The 25,173-nt window shown below is 43.4% G+C and carries 22 protein-coding genes and 1 pseudogene; all 23 read left to right on the top strand.

What is annotated here, in order from left to right; translation table 11 throughout:
* Positions 1 to 253 precede the first annotated feature (253 nt).
* Positions 254 to 2,338, top strand: a complete 2,085-nt coding sequence (locus UF75_RS07835; RefSeq protein ID WP_045574048.1) for a SpoIIE family protein phosphatase — start codon at positions 254 to 256, stop codon at positions 2,336 to 2,338.
* Positions 2,339 to 2,586: 248 nt separating this feature from the next.
* Complete coding sequence (locus UF75_RS07830) at positions 2,587 to 4,347, top strand: formate--tetrahydrofolate ligase (protein WP_045574047.1); 1,761 nt, start codon at positions 2,587 to 2,589, stop codon at positions 4,345 to 4,347.
* Positions 4,348 to 4,650: 303 nt separating this feature from the next.
* On the top strand, positions 4,651 to 6,060 hold the full coding sequence (gene tilS / locus UF75_RS07825) for a tRNA lysidine(34) synthetase TilS (protein WP_045574046.1): 1,410 nt from the start codon (positions 4,651 to 4,653) through the stop codon (positions 6,058 to 6,060).
* Between the two features lie 94 nt (positions 6,061 to 6,154).
* Positions 6,155 to 8,095 (top strand): ATP-dependent zinc metalloprotease FtsH, encoded by a 1,941-nt coding sequence (gene ftsH, locus UF75_RS07820; protein WP_045574045.1) that lies wholly within the window; start codon positions 6,155 to 6,157, stop codon positions 8,093 to 8,095.
* A 51-nt stretch (positions 8,096 to 8,146) separates the two neighbouring features.
* Positions 8,147 to 8,596: a nucleoside-diphosphate kinase gene (ndk, locus tag UF75_RS07815; protein ID WP_045574044.1), complete on the top strand. Its 450-nt coding sequence runs from the start codon at positions 8,147 to 8,149 to the stop codon at positions 8,594 to 8,596.
* A 122-nt stretch (positions 8,597 to 8,718) separates the two neighbouring features.
* Positions 8,719 to 9,432 (top strand): DUF881 domain-containing protein, encoded by a 714-nt coding sequence (locus tag UF75_RS07810; RefSeq protein ID WP_045574043.1) that lies wholly within the window; start codon positions 8,719 to 8,721, stop codon positions 9,430 to 9,432.
* Positions 9,432 to 10,145, top strand: coding sequence for a DUF881 domain-containing protein (locus tag UF75_RS07805; protein WP_045574042.1), 714 nt, complete (start codon positions 9,432 to 9,434; stop codon positions 10,143 to 10,145). Before UF75_RS07810 ends, UF75_RS07805 begins: the two co-directional genes overlap by 1 nt.
* Complete coding sequence (locus tag UF75_RS07800; protein WP_242860162.1) at positions 10,124 to 10,666, top strand: HD domain-containing protein; 543 nt, start codon at positions 10,124 to 10,126, stop codon at positions 10,664 to 10,666. Before UF75_RS07805 ends, UF75_RS07800 begins: the two co-directional genes overlap by 22 nt.
* Before the next feature lie 14 nt (positions 10,667 to 10,680).
* A complete protein-coding gene (folP, locus tag UF75_RS07795; protein ID WP_045574041.1) occupies positions 10,681 to 11,895 on the top strand; it encodes a dihydropteroate synthase in 1,215 nt (404 codons plus the stop codon).
* Complete coding sequence (gene folB / locus UF75_RS07790; protein WP_045574040.1) at positions 11,882 to 12,259, top strand: dihydroneopterin aldolase; 378 nt, start codon at positions 11,882 to 11,884, stop codon at positions 12,257 to 12,259. Before folP ends, folB begins: the two co-directional genes overlap by 14 nt.
* Positions 12,256 to 12,729, top strand: a complete 474-nt coding sequence (gene folK / locus UF75_RS07785; protein WP_045574039.1) for a 2-amino-4-hydroxy-6-hydroxymethyldihydropteridine diphosphokinase — start codon at positions 12,256 to 12,258, stop codon at positions 12,727 to 12,729. Before folB ends, folK begins: the two co-directional genes overlap by 4 nt.
* Positions 12,730 to 13,039: 310 nt before the next feature.
* A pseudogene (locus UF75_RS07780) lies at positions 13,040 to 13,909 on the top strand (Rossmann-like and DUF2520 domain-containing protein); the annotation flags it as partial.
* A 74-nt stretch (positions 13,910 to 13,983) separates the two neighbouring features.
* A complete protein-coding gene (gene panC / locus UF75_RS07775; RefSeq protein WP_045574065.1) occupies positions 13,984 to 14,841 on the top strand; it encodes a pantoate--beta-alanine ligase in 858 nt (285 codons plus the stop codon).
* On the top strand, positions 14,834 to 15,217 hold the full coding sequence (gene panD, locus UF75_RS07770) for an aspartate 1-decarboxylase (RefSeq protein ID WP_045574037.1): 384 nt from the start codon (positions 14,834 to 14,836) through the stop codon (positions 15,215 to 15,217). Before panC ends, panD begins: the two co-directional genes overlap by 8 nt.
* A 65-nt stretch (positions 15,218 to 15,282) precedes the next feature.
* The gene (nadA, locus tag UF75_RS07765) at positions 15,283 to 16,206 is read left to right on the top strand and encodes a quinolinate synthase NadA (RefSeq protein WP_045574036.1); all 924 of its coding nucleotides are present in this window, start codon (positions 15,283 to 15,285) and stop codon (positions 16,204 to 16,206) included.
* A 26-nt stretch (positions 16,207 to 16,232) separates the two neighbouring features.
* Positions 16,233 to 17,873 carry an L-aspartate oxidase gene (gene nadB, locus UF75_RS07760; protein ID WP_045574035.1) on the top strand — a complete coding sequence of 547 codons (1,641 nt, stop codon included), beginning with the start codon at positions 16,233 to 16,235 and terminating at the stop codon, positions 17,871 to 17,873.
* On the top strand, positions 17,839 to 18,711 hold the full coding sequence (gene nadC, locus UF75_RS07755) for a carboxylating nicotinate-nucleotide diphosphorylase (protein ID WP_045574034.1): 873 nt from the start codon (positions 17,839 to 17,841) through the stop codon (positions 18,709 to 18,711). Before nadB ends, nadC begins: the two co-directional genes overlap by 35 nt.
* On the top strand, positions 18,712 to 19,692 hold the full coding sequence (locus tag UF75_RS07750) for a biotin--[acetyl-CoA-carboxylase] ligase (protein ID WP_197079348.1): 981 nt from the start codon (positions 18,712 to 18,714) through the stop codon (positions 19,690 to 19,692). It begins immediately after the preceding gene.
* 151 nt (positions 19,693 to 19,843) lie between these two features.
* Positions 19,844 to 20,389 carry a biotin transporter BioY gene (locus UF75_RS07745; RefSeq protein ID WP_045574033.1) on the top strand — a complete coding sequence of 182 codons (546 nt, stop codon included), beginning with the start codon at positions 19,844 to 19,846 and terminating at the stop codon, positions 20,387 to 20,389.
* A gap of 24 nt (positions 20,390 to 20,413) precedes the next feature.
* Positions 20,414 to 21,187 (top strand): type III pantothenate kinase, encoded by a 774-nt coding sequence (locus tag UF75_RS07740; protein ID WP_045574032.1) that lies wholly within the window; start codon positions 20,414 to 20,416, stop codon positions 21,185 to 21,187.
* Positions 21,188 to 21,199: 12 nt separating this feature from the next.
* Positions 21,200 to 22,153 carry a tRNA dihydrouridine synthase DusB gene (gene dusB, locus UF75_RS07735; protein ID WP_045574031.1) on the top strand — a complete coding sequence of 318 codons (954 nt, stop codon included), beginning with the start codon at positions 21,200 to 21,202 and terminating at the stop codon, positions 22,151 to 22,153.
* Between the two features lie 226 nt (positions 22,154 to 22,379).
* Positions 22,380 to 22,850 (top strand): transcription elongation factor GreA, encoded by a 471-nt coding sequence (gene greA, locus UF75_RS07730; protein ID WP_045574030.1) that lies wholly within the window; start codon positions 22,380 to 22,382, stop codon positions 22,848 to 22,850.
* A gap of 237 nt (positions 22,851 to 23,087) precedes the next feature.
* Positions 23,088 to 24,578 (top strand): lysine--tRNA ligase, encoded by a 1,491-nt coding sequence (gene lysS, locus UF75_RS07725; RefSeq protein ID WP_045574029.1) that lies wholly within the window; start codon positions 23,088 to 23,090, stop codon positions 24,576 to 24,578.
* Positions 24,579 to 25,173: the final 595 nt, after the last annotated feature.

The following is a 25,173-nucleotide window of genomic DNA, read 5'->3' as shown; positions in this document are numbered from 1 at the left end:
CGCAAGGCTGCAAGAAGGTTAAAACGTGCGAAGACAGTGTCTTCGGGCGCCAGCCAAGTTTTCTTTATACATTAATTTAACAACTCTTTGAAAATGCGGACATATTGTAGAGTGCTATAGGGTTAATCTAGATTTAAATAGAGAGATTTACGTAACAACGTCGAAAGTTGTTGCGTTTGTTTGACTTGACTAGACAAGGTTTTCTATTGCGTTAGGCTATAATGTTACCAATAAATGGTTAAGAGGTGGCATTATGGCAGAATGGGCATCGTTAAAATTGGAACGGAGTCTAGGAAGTAAGATTTCAATCGAAGGAACGTTTTTCCCGTTGGTACTAGGAGGGCTATTGGCGCGAGGGGGTATCATGGGTCTTCATCCCTTTGGGGTCGCTTTCGGCGCTGCTTTGATATTGAAAGGAGAAAAGGGATTTCCGTTTGGGCTACTGGGCATTCTTATGGGAATGATTTCTTTAAAAGACTTCTCCTTTGCTTTGCAGACAGTATTGATCTTAGGGACTTTGAACCTAATATTGCCTGTAATACGCAAAAAGAAGAATCAAGGAACTTATTTAGTGATCCTAACGGGTATTGTCGTGGCCATCGTTTCAGGAGTTGCCATGAGTTTTGCAAAGCTGGACCTTTATGCATTCCTTACTGTAGGACTCCAGAGTGTTCTGGCAGGAGGGTTTGCGATTATTTTCTGGTTTGCTTTGAGTCATCAGGAGGCCATTTGGAGCGGCGAATTTCAGCGTGAACAAGGAATAGCTTGGTTATTTATTCTGATCGGATTAATAAGTGGGCTTCAAGGTGTTCAAATTATGGAAATCAATATTTCTGTGGTCTTGCTAAGTTTCTTTGTATTATTTATATCCGAACGATCTGGTGCAGGAACATCAGCGGGTGTAGGCGCATTATTAGGTTTTTTGCCTCAATTAACGTTAAGTAGTCAAAATCTGATGGATGCTGGAATATACGGCTTAGCCGGTTTTTGCACGGGAGCCTTTCGTCGGTTTGGTAAACTTGGGATTGGAACAGCTTTTATAGCAGTCATGATGATGTTGACAGTCTTTTTGCAACAAGAGGTTATATTCTCTCAACTAATTTCCTCTACATTGGGGTTATTCCTCTTCCTCTTATTACCAAGGGCTAATCATAAAAAGGATTTTTTAAAGCCAAAGGTGATTCCGGAAATTGAAACAACGGTTTCTAAGGTTAAGGCTTTGGCTGAAATTTTTGACCAAGTTGCTTTAAGTTATCAGGCGGCTGAGTCAGAGTCGTTTGATATGCGTCCCGAAGTTTCAGAATTGATGAACGTCTTAGTGGAACGTGTCTGTAGAGCTTGTCCAACAATGGAGGCCTGTTGGAATCGAGAATTCTATAAAACCTATCATATTTTCTTCGAACTGTTTGCCTTAGTAGAGAATGAAACGGACGTCAAATTACAGCAACTCCCTGTAGAATGGAAGCGCCATTGCGGGCGCTTAAAAGAAATTTTATTGGGAATTCAATTCATTATTGAACAAGAAAAAAGTCAGGAAAAATGGCGTCATCGCCTGGTATTGAACCAAGAAGCTCTCTCACGTCAGTTCCTAAATGTCTCGCATGTTATAGGAAACCTAGCCAAGGAACTTCACACTCAGCATAACTGGGAGATCGTTAAGCCCTCAAATTTAGCACGCCGCCGCCGTCATTTCTTAGATGTAGGGGTAACGACATTTACCAAAACGGGCAATTCGATCAGTGGGGACAATTATGCATCGATTGCTTTCTCGACAACTCAGCATGCCTTTATTTTGAGTGATGGTATGGGTGTGGGGGAAAACGCTGCCAAATTAAGTGCCACTGCCTTGACACTTCTAGAACAACTTTTAACGACGGGTTTTGAACCGGAAGGAGCCATTCAAGCACTAAACTCCATCCTAGTGATGCGTTCCCCTGAGGAAAGTTTCGTAACGATTGATATGGCCATTATTGATTTAGAATCTTCGAATATTAGACTTATTAAGGTGGGAGCGTCAGCCACATATTTAATCGGTAACGATGGAGTTAAATTATTTGAATCGTCTAGTCTTCCTGCGGGCATTTTAAATCAAATTGATACTCCGGTTTTAGATGAGAAGATGGAGAATGGCGAAGTATTAATATTATTAACGGATGGGGTTCAGGATGTTTTGAAAGAGGGGCCGGATTGGATTCAAGAGTTCTTAAAGGGAATCGCCAACCACAAGTCTCAAGCAATCGCAGACCTTATCGCAGAGGAGGCCCGTCGCTTGGGAGGAGGAGCCCTTGAAGATGATGGGATTATCTTAGTTGTCCAGAAAAGCTATTGGAGCGACTAAATTTTCATTGAATAATTATAAGCTTAACGTGGGGAGGATAAAAAAGTGAAGATTTAGTGGCGTTTAGCCAGTGGATAAATTATCTTTCAAGCAGGATAACAGAACTATATGTCGAATCAAACTATTATGACTTATTGGAACTACTCAGAATCCTAAGTTTAAGTCTTATAAAACTAAGGGTACTGTAGAGTTTTATATTCCTGCTTTACGAGGGATAATGAAATTTAATTAAGGGAGCGGATTAAAAAATGGCTTGGGATGCTACAAAACTTAAGGACTGGCAGATCGCCGAAGAGGCCGAAAAAAACATGCCTACAGTTGACGAATTGATCGAAAAGTTATCACTCAGAAAAGAAGAAATAATCCCATACGGAAAAACACCAAAAGTAGACTTTCTGAAAATGATGGAGCGCCTTGGAGATAAACCAGATGGCAAATATATTGAAGTAACTGCTATTACCCCAACACCACTCGGTGAAGGAAAAACAACAACGACTTTAGGTCTCATTGAAGGACTCGCAAAGAGAGGCAAGAACGTTGGTGGTGCAGTTCGGCAGCCGTCCGGTGGCCCAACAATGAATATTAAGGGTACTGCTGCTGGTGGTGGAAACGCTCTATTGATTCCTATGACTGAGTTTTCATTAGGTCTCACAGGAGACATCAATGACATTATGAACGCTCACAATCTTTGTATGGTCGCTTTGAATGCTAGGATGCAGCATGAGGCTAACTATACGGATGAAGAGCTTGCTAAGCGTGGCTTGAAACGCTTGGACATCGATCCTAAGAATGTTGAAATGGGCTGGGTTATCGACTATGCAGCTCAAGGCCTGAGAAATATTATCATTGGTATTGGCGGTAAAAAAGATGGCTTCCAAATGACATCTAAATTTGGGATCGCCGTTGGATCAGAGTTAATGGCAATTTTGGCTGTCGCTAAAGATCTTCCAGATCTCAGAGAACGGATTGGCAAAATTATCGTTGCTTATAGTAAAACTGGTCAACCTGTCACTTCTAAAGATTTAGAAGTCGATGGCGCAATGACCGCTTGGATGCGTAACACAATTAATCCAACGATTTGTTATACTGCTGAAGGTCAACCTGTCATGGTTCATGCTGGTCCGTTTGCTAATATTGCTATCGGGCAATCTTCCATTATTGCGGACCGAGTTGGTCTCAAAATGTTTGATTATCATGTTACGGAAAGCGGATTTGCGGCAGACATTGGCTTCGAAAAATTCTGGAACGTTAAAGCTCGCTTAGGTGGTTTAAAACCCGATGTTTCAGTTTTGGTAGCAACCATTCGTGCTCTAAAAATGCACGGCGGCGGTCCTGCTGTGGTGCCTGGTCGTCCATTACCAGAGGAGTATACGAAAGAAAACCTCGAATTGGTGGAAAAAGGCTGCGCCAACTTACTTCATCATCTTAAAATTATCAAGAAATCTGGAATTGTTCCAGTTGTCTGCGTAAACGGTTTCTATACCGATACCCAAGCAGAAATAGACTTGGTCAAGAAAATTGTCAGGGATGCGGGAGCCCGCTGTGCCCATTCTGATCACTGGCTCAATGGTGGAGATGGTGCTTTGGAATTAGCAGATACCGTTATGGATGCTTGCCAAGAAGAATCTCAATTTAAATGCCTCTATCCATTGGAAATGCCGCTTCGTGAACGCGTTGAGCTTATCGCTAAAGAAGTTTACGGGGCAGATGGTGTGGACTGGTCGCCAGAAGCAGAAGCTAAGGCTAAGAGATTTGAATCAGATCCCTATTATGCTGATTTCTCCACTATGATGGTGAAAACTCACTTGAGTTTGTCCCACGATCCCACACTGAAAGGCGTACCCACAGGCTGGAGATTGCCAATTCGTGACATCTTAGTCTATGGTGGAGCGAAATTCCTGTGCCCGATGGCAGGTACCATCAGCTTGATGCCTGGTACAAGTTCAGACCCTGCTTACAGAAGAATTGACGTTGATACTAAGACCGGAAAAGTTAGCGGCTTGTTCTAAGCTTTGGCGGATTTATAATTGTTGCCCCTACCATGGTTTTAGAAAAGCTAGTAGGGCCCTGAGCAATCAGGGCCCTTTATTATTCTCAACGGCAATTTGTGAATTTCCCCAGCTATTGTCCGTAATGGATTTTAAGTGTTAGAATAGTAGGAGTAATTCACAAATTGCCCCTCTTATTAGGTTTGAAACCCTAGTTTTTCGTAGAAGCTATAGCTATAGCCCTATTTGAAGCAGGCAGTTTTATTACAAAAAAATGGTTATTGCTTTGATCTTGTTTCGTAAAGGGGGTTTAAACGTTAAACGATGTACGAAAAACTGCGCACTCACATCTTGCCTAAAATGATCGATTCCAATACGAAGGTCATGGTTGCAGTATCTGGTGGCCCAGATTCAATGGCTTTATGTCATATTCTTTGGAGATATGGACAAGAAGATTGGAAAAGGAAAATTTCTTTAATAATAACGCATGTTCATCATGGCGTTCGAAAAGAGTCAGATTCCGAGTGTCGCCTTGTTCAACAGATGGCGGCAAAGTGGGAAATTCCTTGCCTTGTTCACCGCTTTGATGCCAAAGGATTTGCTAAAAGTATGGGCCTGTCCTTCCAAGAAGCGGCGCGAGAATGGCGTTACGCTCGTTGGAAAGAGGATATGCATAGAGAAGGAAGCGCTGTCTTGGCAACGGCACATCATCTTGGGGATCAAGCTGAAACCATTCTCTATCGCTTACTTAGAGGGAGCGGAACTGCTGGCTTAGCTGGAATATATCCATCCAAAGACTCGATCATACGGCCTCTGCTTGCCTTTACTAAAGCAGATATTTTAAATTACTGTAAGCAAGAGGGAGTGCCCTTTGCGCTCGATCGTTCTAATCAAGATCCTGTTTATGCGCGTAATAAAATCAGATTGGAGTTAATTCCTGATTTGGAGAGGGATTATAACCCACGAATTCAGGAGGCGCTTGGCCGTATGGGAGAGCTTCTTCGTTGGGATGAAGAGTATTTAGCTCAACAAGTAGAGGGGCTCTTCAAAAAATACTCTATCAAAGATTCCCAAGGCGCGGTTGGTTTAAGTCGCGAGGTCTTTGCTGAATCGCCTGCCATATTGTCTCGTCTGTTACGCAAAGCTGCCACAATGGTTGTGCAGGAACCCCGCGGTTTGGGCTACTCCTATGTTACCAAGCTTATGGATTCCTTAGGAAAGGTCGGTTGGATGCAAGACCTGCCGGGTATGACGATAAAAATAACGGACGAGGGTATTTGGTTTAGAGGTCCTACTGTGCAGAGGCAGCAAGACGAGGTCGTGTTTCCAGAAATACCGATTGTTTTGGGGGAGTGGGCCGGAATTCCAAGTTTGAACATGGAGATTGGCTTATTAACAGATTCGAATTTTTTAGCTGTCAAGAACGATTTTCAAGGGCAGGGGAACAAAGTAGCTATTTTTGATTACAATTATTTATCCCAGCTACCGATACAACTTAAATGTCGTACACGTTGTCAGGGAGATAAAATGTGGTTTCAGGGTGTCGGACATAAGTCCCTTAAAAAGATTTTTCAAGAGGAGAACATTGCGGTTGAGGCAAGAAATTGTATACCTTTAATTGCTTATGGAAACGAGGTGCTTTGGATTCCGGGCGTCCGACAAAGCGACCTTTACCGACCAAAAAAGGATGGCGAAAAGGTTTACTGTATTTTCAAAACACAGCAACTGGTCTAGTTTCGATTCATTGTAAAACCCAATACTGCATGGTATAATATGAGGAATTGCTTCGTAATGGAGCGGTTTCCCTAACTTGAGAGGAGGACCATGCTTGAAGGTCTTTAAAAATGCGGCAATTTATATTCTGATAATTCTTATGGCGATTATGCTCATTAAATGGTCGACCCCTCCCGTTAGCAAAGAGGTAGGAATGGATTATAACTCCTTTAAAAGGGCCGTTGCAGAGGATCAGGTTAAAAGTGTCGTGGCTGTTGTTGAGGACACTTCCACTAAGTATACAGTCACGATGAAGGACGATAAAAAACACGAGGTGATTGGGCTCACTTCGGATCCACAGCTTGCAACAGATTTATATTCCCGTGGCATTAATTTTGTGGTTGAACCACCTCCCAAATCTCCGTGGTGGGTCGGGCTCTTAACGACAATGCTACCCATTATCGTCATCGTTGGTTTGTTCTTCTTTATGATGCAACAAAGCCAGGGCGGCGGAAACCGGGTGATGCAGTTTGGAAAAAGTAAAGCACGCCTTGTCGGCGAAGATAAGAAAAAAGTGACGTTTGCTGATGTTGCCGGCGCAGACGAGGTTAAAGAAGAGCTTGAAGAGGTTGTTGAATTCTTGAAGCAACCGAAGAAATTTCATGAATTAGGGGCCAAAATCCCCACAGGAGTGTTGTTGTTTGGGCCTCCTGGAACCGGTAAAACCCTCCTTGCTCGCGCAGTCTCTGGGGAAGCGGGCGTACCATTCTTTAGCATTAGTGGCTCTGATTTTGTGGAAATGTTTGTAGGAGTCGGTGCTTCTCGCGTTCGAGATTTGTTTGAACAGGCCAAGAAGAACGCACCTTGTATCGTTTTTATTGACGAGATCGATGCAGTTGGTCGGCAACGGGGTGCTGGTTTAGGTGGTGGACATGATGAACGAGAACAAACCCTTAACCAACTTCTAGTGGAGATGGATGGATTCAACGGGAATGATGGTGTTATTATTATTGCGGCAACGAACCGGGCGGATGTCCTAGACCCAGCGTTATTACGTCCAGGCCGTTTTGATCGCCAGGTTGTGGTGGATGTTCCAGATGTTAAAGGACGCGAAGAGATTTTAAAAGTCCATGCCAAGGGCAAGCCCTTAACGAAGGACGTTGATCTTGAAGTGATTGCCCGACAGACTTCTGGTTTTACAGGCGCAGACTTAGCGAACTTGATTAATGAGGCAGCGCTTCTCTCTGCACGGCGGAGTGAAACTCAAATAAGACAGCAGTCCTTGGAAGATTCGATTGAACGGGTAATCGCGGGACCAGAGAAAAAGAGCCGAGTAATAAGTCCCTTTGAGCGAAAACTTGTTTCGTATCATGAAGCTGGGCATGCTTTACTCGGGGAGATTCTCACTCATACTGATCCCTTACACAAGGTCTCGATTATTCCACGTGGAAGGGCAGGAGGATATACTCTTCTTCTTCCTAAAGAAGATCGTAATTATATGACAAAATCCCAACTGCTTGATCAAGTAACCATGTTGCTTGGGGGTCGAGTTTCTGAGGCATTAGTGCTTCACGAAATCAGTACTGGTGCATCGAATGACTTGGAGCGAGCAACGGGTATCGTTCGAAAAATGATTACAGAGCTGGGGATGTCCGAAGAACTTGGCCCTTTAACCTTTGGACACAAAGAAGAGCAAGTCTTCCTGGGCAGAGATATTTCCCGTGATCGCAGTTATAGTGATGCAGTAGCTTATTCGATTGACAAAGAGGCACGTCGCATTATTGATGAGTGCTACCAGAAGGCGCAGAATTTAATTCAGCAAAACATTGATAAACTGCATGCCATTGCTGAAGCATTGATGGATAAAGAAACGCTGGATGTTAAGGATTTTGCTGCCCTAATGGAGAAGTTTATTGTTAACGTGGATAAAGTTGAAGTTAGCGAAGTTCCTATTAGCTTAGAAAAGAATGTTCCGCTGGAAAACGAAAAAGGTCATTCCGAAAATTCGGAGTTGCTAGGGCAAGCAGTTGATGATGAGTTAAATAAAATTAAATAAATAAAAATAGTTCGGTAATTTTCCAGTTCACTGTTGAGAGGAGCATGTAGAATGGAACGTACATTTATTATGTTAAAACCAGATGCAGTTCAACGAGGATTAGTGGGCGAAGTGATTGCCCGTTTTGAAAAAAAAGGTTTAAAACTTGTTGGGATGAAGTTAATTCAAGTGGATCGTGCCCTTGCCGAAGCACATTATGCAGAACATCGAGGTAAAGGTTTTTTTGAACCGACAGTCAATTATATTATGTCTTCTCCGGTCGTCGCGATGGTATGGCAGGGAAAAAACGGAGTTGCACTGGCCCGTGAACTCATGGGAGCAACTAATCCAGCCAACGCAAATCCGGGTTCGATTCGGGGAATGTATGGAATGGATATTAGTCGGAATATTATTCACGGCTCAGACTCAGTTACTAGTGCAGAACGTGAGATTGCTCTTTATTTTAAACCCGAAGACCTTGTGGATTATCAAAAAGTGGGCGACGAATGGCTGAGTGAATAAATAACAATAAAGGGATGCCCACATGGGTGTCCCTTTATTAGACTATCAGGAAGGTCATATGAGTGACCATGAGGCAAACGCCGGTGCTACTAAGATTTCATAAAAGCATGGAGGTGTAATGAGTGCATTTAGATAAAAAGGAACGATCTCTCTTGGGTTTAGCTTCCATTTTGCTCGGATTTCTTTTTATAATTTTGATTAAGGCACAGGGAGCTGCTGGCAGTCAAGTGGTACTTCAGGAAACTGCTGTGCCCAGTCTCATTAAAACAGAACAAGAAAATCAGCAACTTTCTATTGAAAATGAAAAGATACAGCAGGAACTATTGAAATATGCTCAGGGTCAAAGTGCATCTGCCTTGATAAATCAGCAAGTTCAAGAAACTAAAATGAATGCTGGTTTAATAGCACTTACCGGTCCAGGAGTTAGGATTACGCTCAATGATTCAACACGTGCCGCTACAGGAGAAGAGGACCCGAATAAATATTACATTCATGAAGAGTATATTCGAGAGATCATAAATGCTCTTTGGAATGGGGGAGCGGAAGCTATTGCGGTCAATGGTCAACGTGTGATGACAAATACTGAAGTGTTTTGCGGTGGGTCTTTTATCCAGATTAATGGGACTCGTCAAATGCCTCCTTATGTGATCGGAGCGATTGGTGATCCAAACAACTTATCGGCTGCTCTAAAATTTTACTATGTTTGGGCTAGATTGGGAGAGTTTCAAGATCAATATGGAATTACCCGTAAACTGGAGACATTTGACAGCGTTACGATTCCGGCGGGAAAACTTAGAGATTATAAATATGCGGAACCTGTTAAGGAGGGAACTTAATGCATCGCTGGAAACGGAACTTAGCCTTGCCTGTCACCATGGTGGCGATCGCCCTGGGTTTTTTAATATCCCTTCAAGTTCAAACTCAAAAGAATGTTTCGGATGCAGAGCGGATTAGTGCGGAACGGATGATTCAGATGAAAGCAGTCTTGTCGAATTCCCTAGCTCAAAATGCACAACTTCAGAAAGAGCATCACGACTTATCAGAAAAATTAGACTTAGCTCGGCAACAAGTAGGGACAGATCCTCAACTTCTGGTCCATTTGAAACAATTGCAAATGCTAGACGGAACTCAAGCAGTTGAGGGACCTGGCATACAGATAAGTATTGATGACCGTAACAAGAAGGTTCTGTTTCCTCTCAGACCAGATGAGATTTCTAAGATGATTAACACCTTGAAGTTGGCTGGTGCTGAGGCAATTAGCATAAATGGTCAGCGGATTGTTGGCTCGACGGATGTTGTGTTGAGTGGAAGTTCAACCATTTTAGTAAACAAAGTTCCCATAAACCGTACAGAGGGAATTCCCTATGAAATAAGTGCTATCGGAGATCAAGGAACACTTCTAGATTATGTTTCCCAACTAGATGCCAAAAATCTTAAAGAGTATGGTGGTATGACTGTAAGTATTGCAAGGAAAACAATTCGCATCCCTTCCTACAAGGGGTCGTATACATTTCAAAAGGCAAAACAATGGGATGCTCTGTCTCAGTAGGTGGAGGAATGTTAGGGAGTGACGAAGTTTTGCATTCAATGGCACGCGTCAACCAAATTATTGAAAATGCAGATTACGTTAGTTACATGGCCAAGATTGAAGAGTTAGAGAAGGAACGCCGTTATTGTAAGCATGGCTTCGACCATGGGTTAAACGTTGCTCGAATCGCATACTCGTATATTTTGGAAAGAGGGGAACTAATCCTATCCAAAGAGGGGATATACGCAGCTGCGTTGCTGCATGATATTGGACGTTGGGTTGAATATCAAACGGGTGAAGATCATGCAGAGGTAAGCGCACGGCTAGCTCTTCCTTTGCTTGAAATGTGTAACTTTAACTCAGAGAGTATTCAAATAATCATAACTGGAATTCGTGAACATCGCCGACATTGCGACAGTAATCTGACACCATTGGGAGAAGCGCTAGCGATCGCGGATAATTGTTCCAGAGCTTGTCGTTATTGTACTATGCAGCTACAATGTCATAAGTTTAATCCAGAGATGAAACGGATCGTGTATTAAGGGAGGATTATTAAATGCAAACCTATGGCATGAGGTGGGTTACCCTCAATAATGTCTTAGAGGCAAAAATAGCCTTGACTCAAATTGGTTCCGACCCTGGAGGAATTGCTCATATGGCAGGCAAAGCAATAGGCCGAGCCATAAAATTAGAGCAGGTTCCTCTACGGGTAGCACATATTCTTAAACAGGAAATGCTTTCGGTGGGAGGGGATGCAGCGGTTCATCGGGAGGTGATTACCAATAATGTGGTTGCCACTGATGTCATGTTGCTTGGTACAACCCGGCAATTGGAGAAACTGGTCCCAAAGATATTGGTTCAGCCTTTTGGGTTAAAAAAGATTGGGCATGATCTAACATTATTACTTAAAACTCTCGAAACTGCGCAGAACCGTAGTTTAAATTGTCGGGGCCTGGAACTGAAGCTCGGAGAACGTACTTTGATCATGGGAATTTTAAATGTGACGCCGGATTCGTTCTCTGATGGAGGTAGATATTTAAATCTTGAAAAGGCAATTGATCACGCGGAACGTATGGTTAATGAAGGCGTGGATATTTTAGATATAGGAGCGGAATCGACACGTCCTGGGCATGAGGAAGTAAGTCAGGAAGAAGAGTGGCGTCGCTTAGAACCACTCCTTAAAGCTCTTTTAGAGCGTGTCACAGTTCCGGTTTCAATTGATACTTATAAAGCTAAGGTAGCGGCAAGAGCACTCGAAGCTGGCGCACATATCATTAATGATATTTGGGGATTGCAGAAAGATCCTGACATGGCTAGAGTTGTTGGAGAGTATAAGGCTCCTGTGATTGTGATGCATAATCAAGCTGGCACAACATACCATCATTTAATGGGAGACATGATGAACTTTTTAAGACAAAGCATTGAACTAGCAGAAGAACAAGGATTATCGGGAGATCAAATTATTGTTGATCCAGGAATCGGCTTCGGGAAAACGACTGAGCAGAATCTTGAGGTTATGGCGAGATTGGCTGAGTTTAAAACGCTTGGACACCCAATTTTACTAGGAACTTCTCGCAAATCTATGATTGGCAAGACTTTAAACCTGGCGGTTGACGAGAGATTAGAAGGGACTTTGGCGACCAGCGTTTTGGGGGTCGTTTCAGGGGTCGATATCATCCGTGTCCACGATGTCCAAGCCAATAGCAGAGCGGTGCAAATGGCGGAGTCAATTGTACGAGGGCAGCGAGGAGCACATTATGGTGGGGCATGACGCAATCCGCTTGCGAGGTTTAGAGTTTTATGCATACCACGGGGCCTTGCCTGAGGAGCAAGTGTTAGGACAGAAGTTCTTGATTGACATGGACCTTTTTTTTGACATGCGTAAGGCCGGTTATTCAGACCAAGTTGAGGATACGATCCATTATGGAGAGGTATATCAAGTTATCAAAGCTTGTGTTACTGAGAGCAGATTTTTTTTAATTGAACGTTTAGCAGAGGAAATCGCCGGGCGAGTATTGGGACAGTTTTCGTGCCTTGCTGTAAGGGTTGAGGTACATAAGCCACAAGCTCCGATTCCTGGAATTTTAAGAGATGTATCGGTGGAGATTTGGCGCGAGGCCGGTGGGCAAGCATGAAAGTATTTTTAGGGTTAGGGAGTAATCTTGGAGATCGTGCCTATTATCTTAGAAAGGCGATTTCTTCCTTGGCACGTTCAACGATCAAGATAGGGAAAATTTCCCGCATATATGAAACAGAGCCTTGGGGCGTTATGGATCAACCGCTCTATTGGAATCAGGTTCTGGAAATTGAAACAACCCTTGAACCGCTCGAACTCCTTCATCTTTGCCAGAAAATCGAACTTCAATTGGGGCGAGAGCGAAAAGTACATTGGGGTTCAAGGACAATTGACATTGACCTGCTTATTTATGATAATATAGTCAGTGAAACCGAAGTGTTAAGATTGCCACATCCTTTTTTAGAAATGAGAGAATTTGTTCTTGCTCCACTGCGGGAAATTGCACCAAATCTCGTCTTACCTTCGGGGAGACCCATTTCCGAGGTATCTGGAGAAGGAAAAGTATACCCTTTGTTAGCTGAGAACTAGTTTCATTCCACGGGATTCAAGCATATTAAAATAAGTAGGTAAACTTAGCCCAACAGACGATATCGATAAGAGTTGTACTGTCAGGGGTAAGGATTAGAAAACTCATAGAATCAAGCTTAAAGTTTGAAAAGAAAATAGCTTTTTAACCGCTTGGATCAATTTGACCGAGACGGAGGGTAACTCAAGAAGTACCTTCACGTTCGTGAAGGTACTTCTTTTGCTAGCAGAAAGTATAAGTGCAATTTAGGCTACTGCTGACGCTAATGGTTGTGATCGCCACGTTTTCTATAACGAATATTCTAAAAGGAGAGTCAAAATGAAATTTGGAGTTATCGGAGCAGGAATTGTAGGAACAGCCTTGGCGGTGCGACTTGAAGAGGTGGGGCATGAATGTATAGGAGTTCATACCCGCAGCAGACACTCGTTTCAGCGTTTTCAAAGCTATATCAAGGCAGATCACCTTTCCTTGGAGGAGATTGTTCCTGCAGCAGAAAGTCTGTTCATCACTACGCAAGACGGTGTGATCCGATCGATTGCAGAAAAGCTTAGTGGAATGTCAATTATAAAATCGGGACAAGTATGGATTCACTGTTCTGGCTCACTCCCGTCCAAGGTTTTACGTGTGGAGGAGAGTTTGCCTGTCAGTTGCCTATCCCTCCATCCCCTGCAGGCCTTTGCTAGTGTTGAGAAAGCATTGGCAATCCTTTCTGGAACTCACTTCGGGATCGAAGGGGACAATGAAAAGCTGGGGGAGGAGATTGTCAAGGATTTAGGGGGGATCCCACATCGAATCCTGCCAGATCAGAAGACGCTGTATCATGCGGGTGCGGTGGTAGCTTCTAATTACTTGGTAGTACTTGCCTCACTTGCTGTGGAACTTTTTGCAGAAGCAGGAATCGAAGGAGAGGAGGCTTTGGCCTCTTTGCTGCCACTCATGAGAGGGACGCTTTTTAATTTAGAACAAGTTGGCTTGCCTCAAGCTTTGACCGGGCCGATTGCTCGGGGGGACGTTCAAGTAGTACAAGGCCATTTAGATCATTTGCCCTCAGGGCTAGTGGAGATTTATCAAAGTTTAGGCTCTAAAGCTTTAGAGTTAGGAGAAAGCAAGAAGGCTTTACAGGGGTTAACTTATCCGCTGAAGGAGTTTGAAATGCTGAAATCATTACTCGGAAAGGTATAGCATTGTCAAACTCATTTGGGGCTAAATGAGTGATACTTGAACCTCGAAATTCGATTAAGAAAGGTGGAGTCGCCGTGAAGAAAACTTCGCATATTCCTGAATTGCATGATTGGATAGTAGCAGAGAAAAAACTGGGGCGCAGAATTGGCCTTGTTCCTACCATGGGCTATCTGCATAGAGGGCATCTAACCTTGATCGAGCATGCTAAACAAACTGGTGCCTTTGTCGTTGTGAGTATATTTGTTAACCCTTTACAATTTGGACCCACGGAAGACTTGTCTCGTTATCCTAGGGATTTAGAACGAGATGCTCGTTTGCTTGAAGACGCAGGAGTAGATATTTTATTTCATCCTACGGTTGAAGAAATGTATCCACGTCCCACGGTTACGTTTGTTGAGGTGGGTGAATTAGATCAGGTGCTCTGTGGGGCAGCTCGTCCCGGACATTTTCGTGGAGTGGCAACGGTTGTGAGTAAGCTGTTTCATATTGTAGAGCCCGACATGGCCTTTTTCGGGCAGAAGGATTATCAACAATATCTGATCATTAAGCGAATGGTTAGTGATTTGAATCTTAGAATTAAAATTTGTGCCGTCCCGATTGTTCGTGAAGAAGATGGGCTAGCGATGAGTTCCCGCAACGTATTTTTAAAGGCTGAAGAACGGCAAGAAGCCTTGGTATTGTCTCGAAGTCTCCAGGAAGCAGGAGAAAACCTGCGCTCCGGACAACGATCGGCACGGGAGATTGAGGCACAGATACGAGCAAGGATTCATCGAGAGAGTCATGGCGTCATTGATTATGTGGAAGTTAGAGATGCAGAAGATTTGTCCGAAGTCACGGATATCAAGCGACCAGTGCTTTTAGCGTTAGCGGTTAGATTTGGGACGACAAGATTAATCGATAATAAAGTGGTGGAGGTTGATACGATTGTTTAGAACGATGATGAAATCTAAAATTCATAGAGCCACTATCACAGAAGCCAATCTGCAATATGTAGGGAGTATCACGATTGATATAGCCCTAATGGAAGCGGCTGATCTTCTCAAGAATGAGAAAGTGCAAGTCGTAAACAATAACAATGGTGCAAGATTTGAAACGTACGTAATTCCCGGAGAAAGAAATTCAGGCGTGATTTGTCTTAATGGTGCGGCTGCCCGACAAGTACAGGTAGGAGATCAGGTCATTATTATCTCTTATGCGGTGCTCACCGATGAAGCGGCACATCAGTATAATCCTAAAGTCGTTTTTGTTGATCAAGAAAACCGCGAGACTAAGATTGCTTCAGAAGAAGTTCATGGGCAAAAGTGTTAACAAGCTGAGAGGAAGGGACCTAGTACTGGAATAGACTCTGTTACTTAAGAGAGGGTGGGGAACCGATGATTCATACAATTGACGAAGAGTTATTTACGTTAGTCGCTGAGATTGAACAATTAAAGAAAGAACGGAAAGCCGTTATTTTGGCTCACTATTATCAAAGGCCGGAGATCCAGGATATTGCCGATTTTGTCGGAGATTCTTTGCAGTTAAGTCAAAAAGCAGCTATGACGGATGCGGAAGTGATTGTCTTCTGCGGCGTCCATTTTATGGCGGAAAGTGCAGCCATTCTATCACCGAATAAGGTGGTTTTATTACCCGAGGCCAATGCGGGCTGTCCAATGGCTGATATGGTGGATGCGGAAGGTTTACGAGCCTATAAAAAGAGGGTTCCCGGAGTTCAGGTGGTCTGTTACGTTAACTCCTCGGCTGAGGTTAAAGCAGAGAGTGATATTTGCTGCACCTCCTCCAACGCCGTAAAAGTGGTAGAGTCGTTGAAGGGGAGCGAAATTGTGTTTGTTCCGGACGAAAATCTAGGCCGCTATACCGCTCAAAAGCTGGGGCGATCACTTCAGTTATGGCCGGGCTACTGTAAAACACATGACCGATTGACGAAGGACGACATCCTTAAAGCTAAAAAAGAGCATCCTCTCGCCAAAGTAATCGTACATCCAGAATGTCGAGAGGAAATTTGTCAAGAAGCCGATTATGTGGGTTCCACGGCAGGCTTGATTCTGTACGCTCAGAACACAGAGAATCAAGAATTCATAGTGGGGACGGAGTCTGGAATACTCCATCGACTTCATCAAGTTTGCCCAACTAAAGATTTTTATCTTGCTTCAGAACGCTTGGTTTGCCCAAATATGAAATCAACCACTTTAGAAAAAGTTAGAGATGCACTCAAAACCCTCACTCCCCGAGTTACGGTGAATGAGGAAATACGAGTTAAAGCCAAAGAGGCACTAGACAGAATGCTGGCCTTATAAGCAGCAGAAGAGCAGGGGATGGGCATATGAGACGTTATTTATACCCATGGTCCAAATCGGAGGTCAAGGTCTTTGATTCGGACGTACTGGTTTTGGGAAGTGGCATTGCCGGACTGTATACGGCGATCAAAGCAAGTGAATACTTCAAAGTTACTGTTCTTACGAAGAAAACGATTGAGGAAAGCAATACTGAACATGCGCAGGGTGGGATAGCGGTTGCAATTGATGAATCGGATTCTCCGACCTTGCACTTTGAGGACACATTGCGGGCAGGAGCCGGACTTTGCGACCCTTTAACAGTAAGGATTCTGGTAGAAGAGGGGCCTAGTTGCGTTGAAGAACTTATGGACATGGGCGCTAAGTTTGACCGTCATGATGGAGAGCTAGCACTCACGCGCGAAGGGGCACATAGCCAGCGGAGAATACTGCATGCCCTGGGGGACGCCACAGGGTGGGAAATCGAGCGGGCTTTAGTGGCAAAAGTGAAGGATAACCCTAACATTACTACCTTAGAAGGACGTTTTGTGGTTGATTTATTGGAGAATGATATAGGGGATATTGTAGGGGCCCTCGTTCTGAACGAGGAAACAGGAGAACTCGAAGGACACTTAGCGAAAGCCGTGGTTTTGGCGACCGGTGGGTTAGGTCAGGTTTATCGTTTTACGACGAATCCCAGTGTCGCAACAGGAGATGGAATGGCAGTCGCTTTGCGTGCTGGTGCAGACTTAATGGACATGGAGTTTGTGCAATTTCACCCTACAGCTTTGTTAATTCCTAATGCACCCCGTTTTCTTATTTCAGAAGCGGTTCGTGGAGAAGGCGCACATTTAATCAACGCCGCAGGGATACGCTTTATGGACAATATACCAGGGAAAGAACTTGCTCCCCGGGATATTGTCGCTCGGGCAATCTGGAAGGAAATGAACCAAGGTTCGGTTTACTTGGATTTTAGGCCTATCGGACAGGAACGGATACTCGAAAGATTCCCGACGATTCATCAAACTTGCCTGAAATACGGGATGGATGTTTTAACCATGCCCTTGCCGGTTGCCCCGGCGGCCCATTACATGATGGGGGGGATTGCGACAAACTCCTATGGAGAAACAAGTCTAGCCCAACTTTACGCGGCTGGGGAATGCGCTTGCAATGGGGTTCATGGCGCAAATCGGTTAGCAAGTAACTCATTGTTGGATGGATTGGTTTTTGGGGCACGCATTGTAGAGAAGATTAGAGAAACGATTAAGGTAAAAAGTCCATCATGGGAGGAGGTTCTTAGCCCTCTAGGAAATCCCTGTGGAACGGGATTTGTAAACCATGGAACTGTAAAACAATTAGAAGATCAAGGTTTGCGGAACAGAATCAAAGACTTAATGTGGGATTCTGTGGGCATTCTGAGAGATGAGGCTAACCTTAGAAAGGCCAAAGAGTTATTAATGGCTTGGGAGGGAGATAGCGTCTCAACATGCTGTGTTGAAGATCTTGAAACAGGCAACATGTTGTCCGTGGGATTGGCCGTCGCCAAAGCCGCTCTCGATCGTATGGAGAGTCGTGGTGGTCATTTCCGTTCGGACTATCCGTTACATTTAGACGAACTCTGGCAAAGGCACTCTCTTCAACGCAAGGAGGATTATCATGTACGTTACGTCCCAGTTTCAGGAGCTGATTGATCGGGCTTTAAGGGAGGACATTGGGTCGGGGGACCTTAGTAGTAGAATTTTATCGGAAGACTTGACAGGGTTGGCCAAACTTTACGCCAAACAAGAAGGGGTAGTCGCTGGCCTGTCATTAGTTGAGCAGGTCTTTCAGAGTGTCGATCCAAGGATTCAAGTGCATAGGTTGGTTAAAGAGGGTGATAGAGTAAAGGTTGGAGAGGTAGTACTGGAGCTATTCGGCGCTTTAAGCAGCATTTTGCAGGGGGAGCGGACGGCGTTGAACTTTTTACAACACCTCTCAGGAATTGCCACAGCAACCAAACAAGCGGTTGATCAGGTCGCGGGCCTTTCAGTTCGCATCGTGGATACACGAAAAACTCTGCCAGGATGGCGCGCTTTACAAAAATATGCGGTAAGGGTCGGCGGTGGGCAGAACCATCGATTTGGGCTTTATGATGCGGTGATGTTAAAGGATAATCACCTTGCTGCAGTGGGTGGATTAACGGCGGCTGTGGAACGGACTCGGGCTCAAGTCGGGCATATGATTAAGATTGAGGTTGAGTGTGAGAGTATGGATCAGGTGAAAGAGGCAGTAACTTGTGGTGTTGATGTAATTATGTTAGATAATATGGGTATAGAAGAAATGCGAGAAGCAGTCCAATATATCGATAAGAGGGCAATTGTTGAGGCATCAGGTGGGATGCAGGAAGAACTCCTTCGCAACGTAGCGGAGACAGGGGTTGATCTGATTTCGATCGGTGCTCTGACCCATTCTGTTAAGGCTATGGACTTTAGTCTTGATCTGGGAGATATCAAAGCTTCAACCAAGGCAAGTTGGGAAAGAGGAATCTAAATGATACGACACGACATTCTTAACCTCCTCGCTGAACACCCAGAAGATTTTGTATCGGGTGAAAGGATTAGCCAACATTTAAAGGTTACGCGGTCAGCTATATGGAAACAGATTAAGATTCTCCAAGAAGAAGGGTTTGAGATAGAAGCTCAAACGAAGAATGGCTACCGTTTATTGAAAACTCCTTTAACCCTAAATACTTGGGTATTAAAACAAGCTTTGACCACCACCACTTTAGGATCTGTAATTGAGCTCGATGATGTATTGTCATCAACTAACGATCGAGCTAAAGAATTGGCCCGCCTTGGAGCAGTTCACGGGCACGTTGTTCTGGCAAACTGTCAAAGTTCCGGACGTGGGCGTTTGCAGCGACAGTGGGAATCTCCGAGAGGTGGGCTGTGGATGTCTGTGGTTCTACGACCCAATTTATCGTTAGCAGATGCCTCGAAAATTACTCTCGCTGCTAGCGTTGCAATTGCTGATGCCTTGAGAGGATTGTTTCAGATACGTATTGGGATTAAGTGGCCTAATGATCTAATTTACCAAGGTAAAAAATTGGTAGGGATCCTTGGCGAGGTTGTCGGGGAATGGAATGCTGTTCAAACCCTAATTGTGGGATTGGGCGTAAATGCAAATTTTCCAAGAGAACAATTAAGTAATTCATTAAGTGCAATTACTCTTCAGGAAATTCTCGGTTACGAAATAGACCTCAATAATTTGACCGCCGGAATTCTAAAGCATTTGGAAATCGAATTACAGTTACTCGAAAATAATGGATTTGAAGAGCTAAGGTCCAAATGGTCGGAAAGGGCAGTTGGTATAGGCGAGGAAATAATAATCCTGCGTGGAGAGCAAGTGCTTCAAGGAGTCTTTAGGGGTATCTCAATCGATGGTGCCCTGATCTTGGAAACAGGGGATGGAGAAGAAAGTTTTTCAGCGGGGGAAATTCAACTTCGTTCTAAGTTGAACTCTTATTTCTAAGTTAGCAATCTGTTTTGCAACTTTTTGGATAGGCTTTTTTTGAACATTAAGAGATGGTTATTTGTATAATTTAACTAATTAGATTGCAAGCGCTTGAAATCTATTGTAAACTAAAATTCATAGAGGAGTTTACAATAGAGGAGGACTTGTAGTGAATACTAGAAAGTTAGCGATGACGTCTGTGATGGCTGCCCTTATGTGTTTAACGGGAATGATGGTACACTGGGTTTCACCAGCGCTAGTTCCGTTCAGTGTTTTACCTGTTTTAGTTCTTATGTCTGGTCTTATTCTTGGTGCTGAGTACGCTGCAATGGCTATGTTGGTGTATGTAATTTTGGGACTTTTCGGGTTGCCTGTTTTTTCTGCTGCTCCATTTGGAGGATTTGGTTACATCTTAAAGCCAACGTTTGGATTTCTGCTTGGCAACGTGGCGGCTGCTTATGTTGTGGGACGGGTATACCGTAAAGGAAGTATTTGGTGGGCAATTATGGGTGTGTTAGCTGGACTGGTTACTTTATACCTATTTGGTTTAAGCTATCTCTATTTTATCCTACATTGGGTCTTGCATAGACAGACAAGTTTGGCCGGCGTAATGATGATCGGTTTTGTTCCATTCATTTTAGGGGATCTAATTAAAGCAGGAATTGCCGTATGGGTTGGGCAAGAAGTTGTTCGTCGGCGTAGTCAAGCTGATTAAAGGATCTTGAAGGAGCGTTATTTAATGATTCTTTTATTTGATGTGGGTAATACGAATATCGTGTTGGGGGTCTATGATGAGAGGGCAATGACTCATCATTGGAGAGTCTCTACCGATAAATCCCGTACTATGGATGAGTATGCGGTAGTTATAAAGAATTTATTCGACTTTAGTGGTTTAACCTTTCAGGAAATTAGTGCCGTCGTTATTTCCTCAGTCGTACCGCCAGTCATGCCCACGTTAGAAGCCTTGGTTCGAAAGTATTTTGGTGTTGAACCTTTAGTTATTGGGCCCGGCGTTAAAACGGGGATGCCGATTGTTTATGATAACCCTAGAGAAGTCGGAGCTGACCGCATAGTAAATGCTGTGTCGGCTTATGCTAAGTATGGCGGACCATTGATCATTGTGGATTTTGGAACAGCGACAACGTTTTGCGTGGTATCCAAACGTGGAGAGTATTTAGGCGGTGCAATTGCTCCAGGAATCGGGATTTCTACAGAAGCCTTGTTTGAGAGGGCTTCAAAGCTACCTCGTATTGAGATGGTTAAACCAACAGCAGTGATTGCCAAAAATACAGTCGCTGGAATGCAATCTGGAATTTACTACGGTTTTACCGGTCAAGTAGATGGGATTGTGAAACGAATGAAAGAGGAATTAGGATCTGACACTAAAGTAATCGCAACCGGAGGATTAGCTGAAATGATTTCTCAAGAATCAGAAACGATTGAAACGGTTGATCCGTTTTTAACCCTTGAAGGGTTGTTATTAATCTATGAGCGTAATAGGAATAATAAGTAAGAGGAAAAAGACATGAGACTTGGAGTTTATGACCTGGGAGTTCCAGTATTTTTAGCCCCCTTAGCGGGTGTAACGGATAAGGCGTTTCGTGAAACGGTCTGCTCTGTCGGTGGTAAATATGTTTGGACCGAAATGATCAGCGATAAAGCGTTAACGTATCAAAACTCAAGGACCTTAAGTATGCTTGATTTACGGGGAGAGGCTGAACCAAGGATTGTGCAGCTTTTTGGTTCAGATCCAGAGACAATGGCTAGGGCAGCTGTATTAGCGGTAGAATGTAGTGCCAATGTCATTGATATCAATATGGGTTGCCCTGCACCGAAAATTGTCAAAAACAGCGAAGGAGCGGCGTTGCTCAAGGATCTTCCTCGAGCGCAAGCCATTGCGTCAGCCGTTGTACAGGCAGTAAAGGTACCGGTGACTGTGAAAATGAGGTTGGGGTGGGACGATGATAAAATCGTAGCCCTAGACTTGGCGAAGGGGTTAGAGTCTGTCGGAGTTCAAATGCTAACGGTTCACGCCCGAACTAGGGATCAATTTTATTCGGGCTATGCAGATTGGGACTGGATCGGGCGGGTTAAGAATGAAGTTAACATTCCGGTTATTGGGAATGGGGATGTTTTTAAACCCGAGGATGCCAGTCGATTGATCGAACAAACAGGTTGCGACGGGGTCATGATTGGACGGGGTGCTCTAGGCAACCCGTGGCTGATCCTTAGAACGCAACATTTTTTAAATTATGGGGAACTATTGCCTGAACCGCACATGGAGGAACGTATTCGAGTAGCCTTACAGCATTTAGATCGAGTACTGTGCTATAAAGGAGAGCGAATTGGCCTTAACGAAATGAGAAAACACGCTGTGTGGTATATTAAAGGGTTTAATAAAGCCGCTCAGCTTCGCGATGAAATTATGCAAACGAAAACTCCTGAAGAAATGCGTTCAATCTTGAATCGAATAGTGTAATAAGAGAATAGTATTTGTTGAAATAAGAAATATTATGGGAACAATGCTCGTTAAGGATAAGAGTTGTATCCTTGACATTATTTTGCAAGGTCCTTATAATAACGAGTAATGTAATTGAGGAATCTTTTCAAGGAGTTCCTAGACTAAAGGGAGTACGCATTGTAAAAGCGTAACAAGTAAGATAAGATGCTCAATGCGTAGGACGAGAAAAGGGAGCGAGGAAACTATGGCTGAAAAAGAAGTCATTCTAACATTAGAAGGCCTTAAGAAACTTGAGGAAGAGTTAGAACTATCTAAAACTGTAAAGCGCCGGGAAGTTGCTGGACGTATTAAGCAGGCCATTGATTTTGGAGACATTAGTGAAAACTCAGAGTACGATGATGCGAAGAATGATCAGGCTTTTATTGAAGGTCGGATTATAACTCTTGAAAAGATGCTTAGAAATGCACGAATTATTGATGAATTAGAAGGATCGGATGTCGTAGCAATTGGTGCAAAGGTACGCCTTAAAGACGTCGATTTTGGTGAGGAAGAGGAATATTTTATTGTGGGTTCGGCTGAGGCAGATCCTGGTACCAATAAAATTTCTAACGAATCACCTGTTGGTAAGGCGCTGCTGGGTCAGACTAAAGGATCTGTGGTTGAAGTTAATGTTCCTGCGGGTATTTTACACTATCAAATTTTGGATATTAAATAAAGTCCTTCAGGGCTTTGGAAATTACTTGTTATACGCATGTATTTTGATACGTTTTAATTTAAGTGCAGTGTTTCTGTAACTGGGGCTTTACCAGGTTCAGATGCTGCACTTTGTTTATTAATCCTAGCGATGACCATAAAATGGAAGCTTATTATCGAGATGTTGATTTTACTTGTTTAGTCATGACTAAGTTTGGTAAAATTGAGTGTATAAGCATAAATGATGGAGGAACAAAGAATGGATAACACCAACGATCTCTGGCGAATTCGTTTAGAAAAGCTTGAATTACTTCGCCAGGCTGAAATCGAACCCTATGCGGATCGCTATGAGCGCACGCATAAAGCACTCGATATTTTAGATCATTTTGTGGAGTTGGAAGGTCAGGAAGTCAGTATTGCAGGTCGGATTATGAGTAAGCGAGACCAGGGAAAGGTCATCTTTGTCCACGTTCAAGACTTTAGTGAACGTATCCAAGCATACATTCGTGCTGATGAATTAGGGGCGGCAATGTTTGAGCTTGTCGCAAAATTTGACGTGGGTGACATCATTGGGGTAGAGGGTAAGGTTTTTCGTACAAAGCGTGGAGAAATCTCCATACATGCAAGTAAAGTCTTATTGCTTTCCAAGGCGATGCGTCCACTTCCAGAGAAGTTCCATGGTTTAACGAATGTAGAGACCCGTTATCGCAGGCGATATTTAGATTTAATTATGAATCCGGATGTTCGCCAAGTATTTGTGACGCGGAGTAAAATCATACGATACATGAGAGAGTTTCTTGAAGAACGAGAGTTCCTAGAAGTTGAGACACCAACCCTTCATGCAATTCCCGGTGGAGCGGCAGCACGCCCGTTTACGACACATCATAACGCTCTTGACATTGATCTATACTTAAGGATTGCTCTTGAATTGCCTTTAAAACGTCTGATTGTGGGTGGTTTTGAGAAAGTATTTGAAATAGGGCGTACCTTTCGAAACGAAGGAATTTCAATTAAGCATAATCCGGAGTTTACGATGATGGAGCTTTATCAAGCGTACGCAAATTATGAAGATATTATGGAATTAACCGAAGAAATGATTTCTTTTATTGTTGAAAAAGTGCATGGAACTCAAGAAATTAGTTATCAGGGGCAAACCCTTCATTTCAAAACTCCGTGGCGACGACTTCCCATGTTGGATGGCATTCTAGAGTACTCGGGAGTTGACTTTAGAGTGTTAAAGACTGATGAACAAGCTCGCCAAGTCGCTCGAGAGAAGGGCTTGCATTTAGAGCCGGAGGCGTCTCGTGGGAAAATTATTAATGAATTTTTTGAAGAATTTGTGGAACCGAATCTAATCCAACCAACCTTTATCATTGGGCATCCCGTAGAAATTTCTCCGTTAGCCAAGCGTAACGCTGAGCAACCGGAATATACAGATCGATTTGAAGCATTTATGTTTGGGCGTGAGCTCGCTAACGCTTTTTCTGAGTTGAATGACCCCATTGATCAGCGACAGCGTTTTGAAGCGCAAGCTGCTGAACGGGCTAAAGGGGACGATGAAGCGCATATTCTAGATGAGGATTTTGTACAGGCCCTTGAGTATGGTCTTCCACCTACAGGCGGATTGGGTGTAGGTATCGATCGTTTAGTTATGTTTTTAACGGATTCGGCATCTATTAGGGATGTCATTCTTTTCCCAACCATGCGACCAAGAGACGACATCGCTCAATCCGAAGAGGTTGACGAGTAATCGGCGATACTAGGTCGTACCTGACCCTCGAGGAATAGTGTTTTTTTAGCTGAGCAATATGACTAACCGATTATTTAATTAGTCGGTTAGTTTGTCTTTCTCTCTCTCTCTCTTTCTTTCTTATATACTAATATTCAACTATCGTTAGGCAATAAACTTTAGTTCACTTCCATTTTAACTGAAAGAAAAGTCTTAGATTGGTGATAATCAAAGCATATAGGAGAATGAACGTCGGTTTCGGGTATAATATGAGTATAATTGGGCCTAGAGGTATTTGAATTCTCCTATGGTTTTGTGGTAAATTATTATTTGTTCGCTTGGCAATCATAAATATTAACGTAAGCTATAGCGAATAAAGTGTAAGGATGCGAGTTAGAAATAGTATTGACAACTTAAGTTTGAAATGCTATGATAATGCTCTGACCTAAACTTTATGTGATGGTTTAAATGGTCTTTGATGGTCTTTGAAAACTAAACAACAAGGACAGCCAATGAGAGAAACTCGCAAGAGTTTCAAAATAAATCATGAGCGAATCATCTTCTTCAAGTTAAGAAGTTTGAATAACATTTTTTTGGAGAGTTTGATCCTGGCTCG

Origin of the sequence: Desulfosporosinus sp. I2 (assembly GCF_000960765.1) — a bacterium.
GTDB lineage: Bacteria > Bacillota > Desulfitobacteriia > Desulfitobacteriales > Desulfitobacteriaceae > Desulfosporosinus.
The sequence above is the reverse complement of the archived record's forward strand: the minus strand, read 5'-3'. Positions and strand labels throughout refer to the sequence as shown.

Bases quoted from the DNA above. Each gene is read 5' to 3' on its own strand.
- folB (WP_045574040.1), top strand. From the start codon at position 11,882: ATGGTGGGGCATGACGCAATCCGCTTGCGAGGTTTAGAGTTTTATGCA.
- ndk (WP_045574044.1), top strand. From the start codon at position 8,147: ATGGAACGTACATTTATTATGTTAAAACCAGATGCAGTTCAACGAGGA.
- UF75_RS07830 (WP_045574047.1), top strand. From the start codon at position 2,587: ATGGCTTGGGATGCTACAAAACTTAAGGACTGGCAGATCGCCGAAGAG.
- UF75_RS07800 (WP_242860162.1), top strand. From the start codon at position 10,124: ATGGGATGCTCTGTCTCAGTAGGTGGAGGAATGTTAGGGAGTGACGAA.
- nadB (WP_045574035.1), top strand. From the start codon at position 16,233: ATGAGACGTTATTTATACCCATGGTCCAAATCGGAGGTCAAGGTCTTT.
- nadA (WP_045574036.1), top strand. From the start codon at position 15,283: ATGATTCATACAATTGACGAAGAGTTATTTACGTTAGTCGCTGAGATT.
- UF75_RS07835 (WP_045574048.1), top strand. From the start codon at position 254: ATGGCAGAATGGGCATCGTTAAAATTGGAACGGAGTCTAGGAAGTAAG.
- folK (WP_045574039.1), top strand. From the start codon at position 12,256: ATGAAAGTATTTTTAGGGTTAGGGAGTAATCTTGGAGATCGTGCCTAT.
- UF75_RS07740 (WP_045574032.1), top strand. From the start codon at position 20,414: ATGATTCTTTTATTTGATGTGGGTAATACGAATATCGTGTTGGGGGTC.
- greA (WP_045574030.1), top strand. From the start codon at position 22,380: ATGGCTGAAAAAGAAGTCATTCTAACATTAGAAGGCCTTAAGAAACTT.
- folP (WP_045574041.1), top strand. From the start codon at position 10,681: ATGCAAACCTATGGCATGAGGTGGGTTACCCTCAATAATGTCTTAGAG.
- lysS (WP_045574029.1), top strand. From the start codon at position 23,088: ATGGATAACACCAACGATCTCTGGCGAATTCGTTTAGAAAAGCTTGAA.
- dusB (WP_045574031.1), top strand. From the start codon at position 21,200: ATGAGACTTGGAGTTTATGACCTGGGAGTTCCAGTATTTTTAGCCCCC.
- tilS (WP_045574046.1), top strand. From the start codon at position 4,651: ATGTACGAAAAACTGCGCACTCACATCTTGCCTAAAATGATCGATTCC.
- UF75_RS07750 (WP_197079348.1), top strand. From the start codon at position 18,712: ATGATACGACACGACATTCTTAACCTCCTCGCTGAACACCCAGAAGAT.
- nadC (WP_045574034.1), top strand. From the start codon at position 17,839: ATGTACGTTACGTCCCAGTTTCAGGAGCTGATTGATCGGGCTTTAAGG.
- UF75_RS07805 (WP_045574042.1), top strand. From the start codon at position 9,432: ATGCATCGCTGGAAACGGAACTTAGCCTTGCCTGTCACCATGGTGGCG.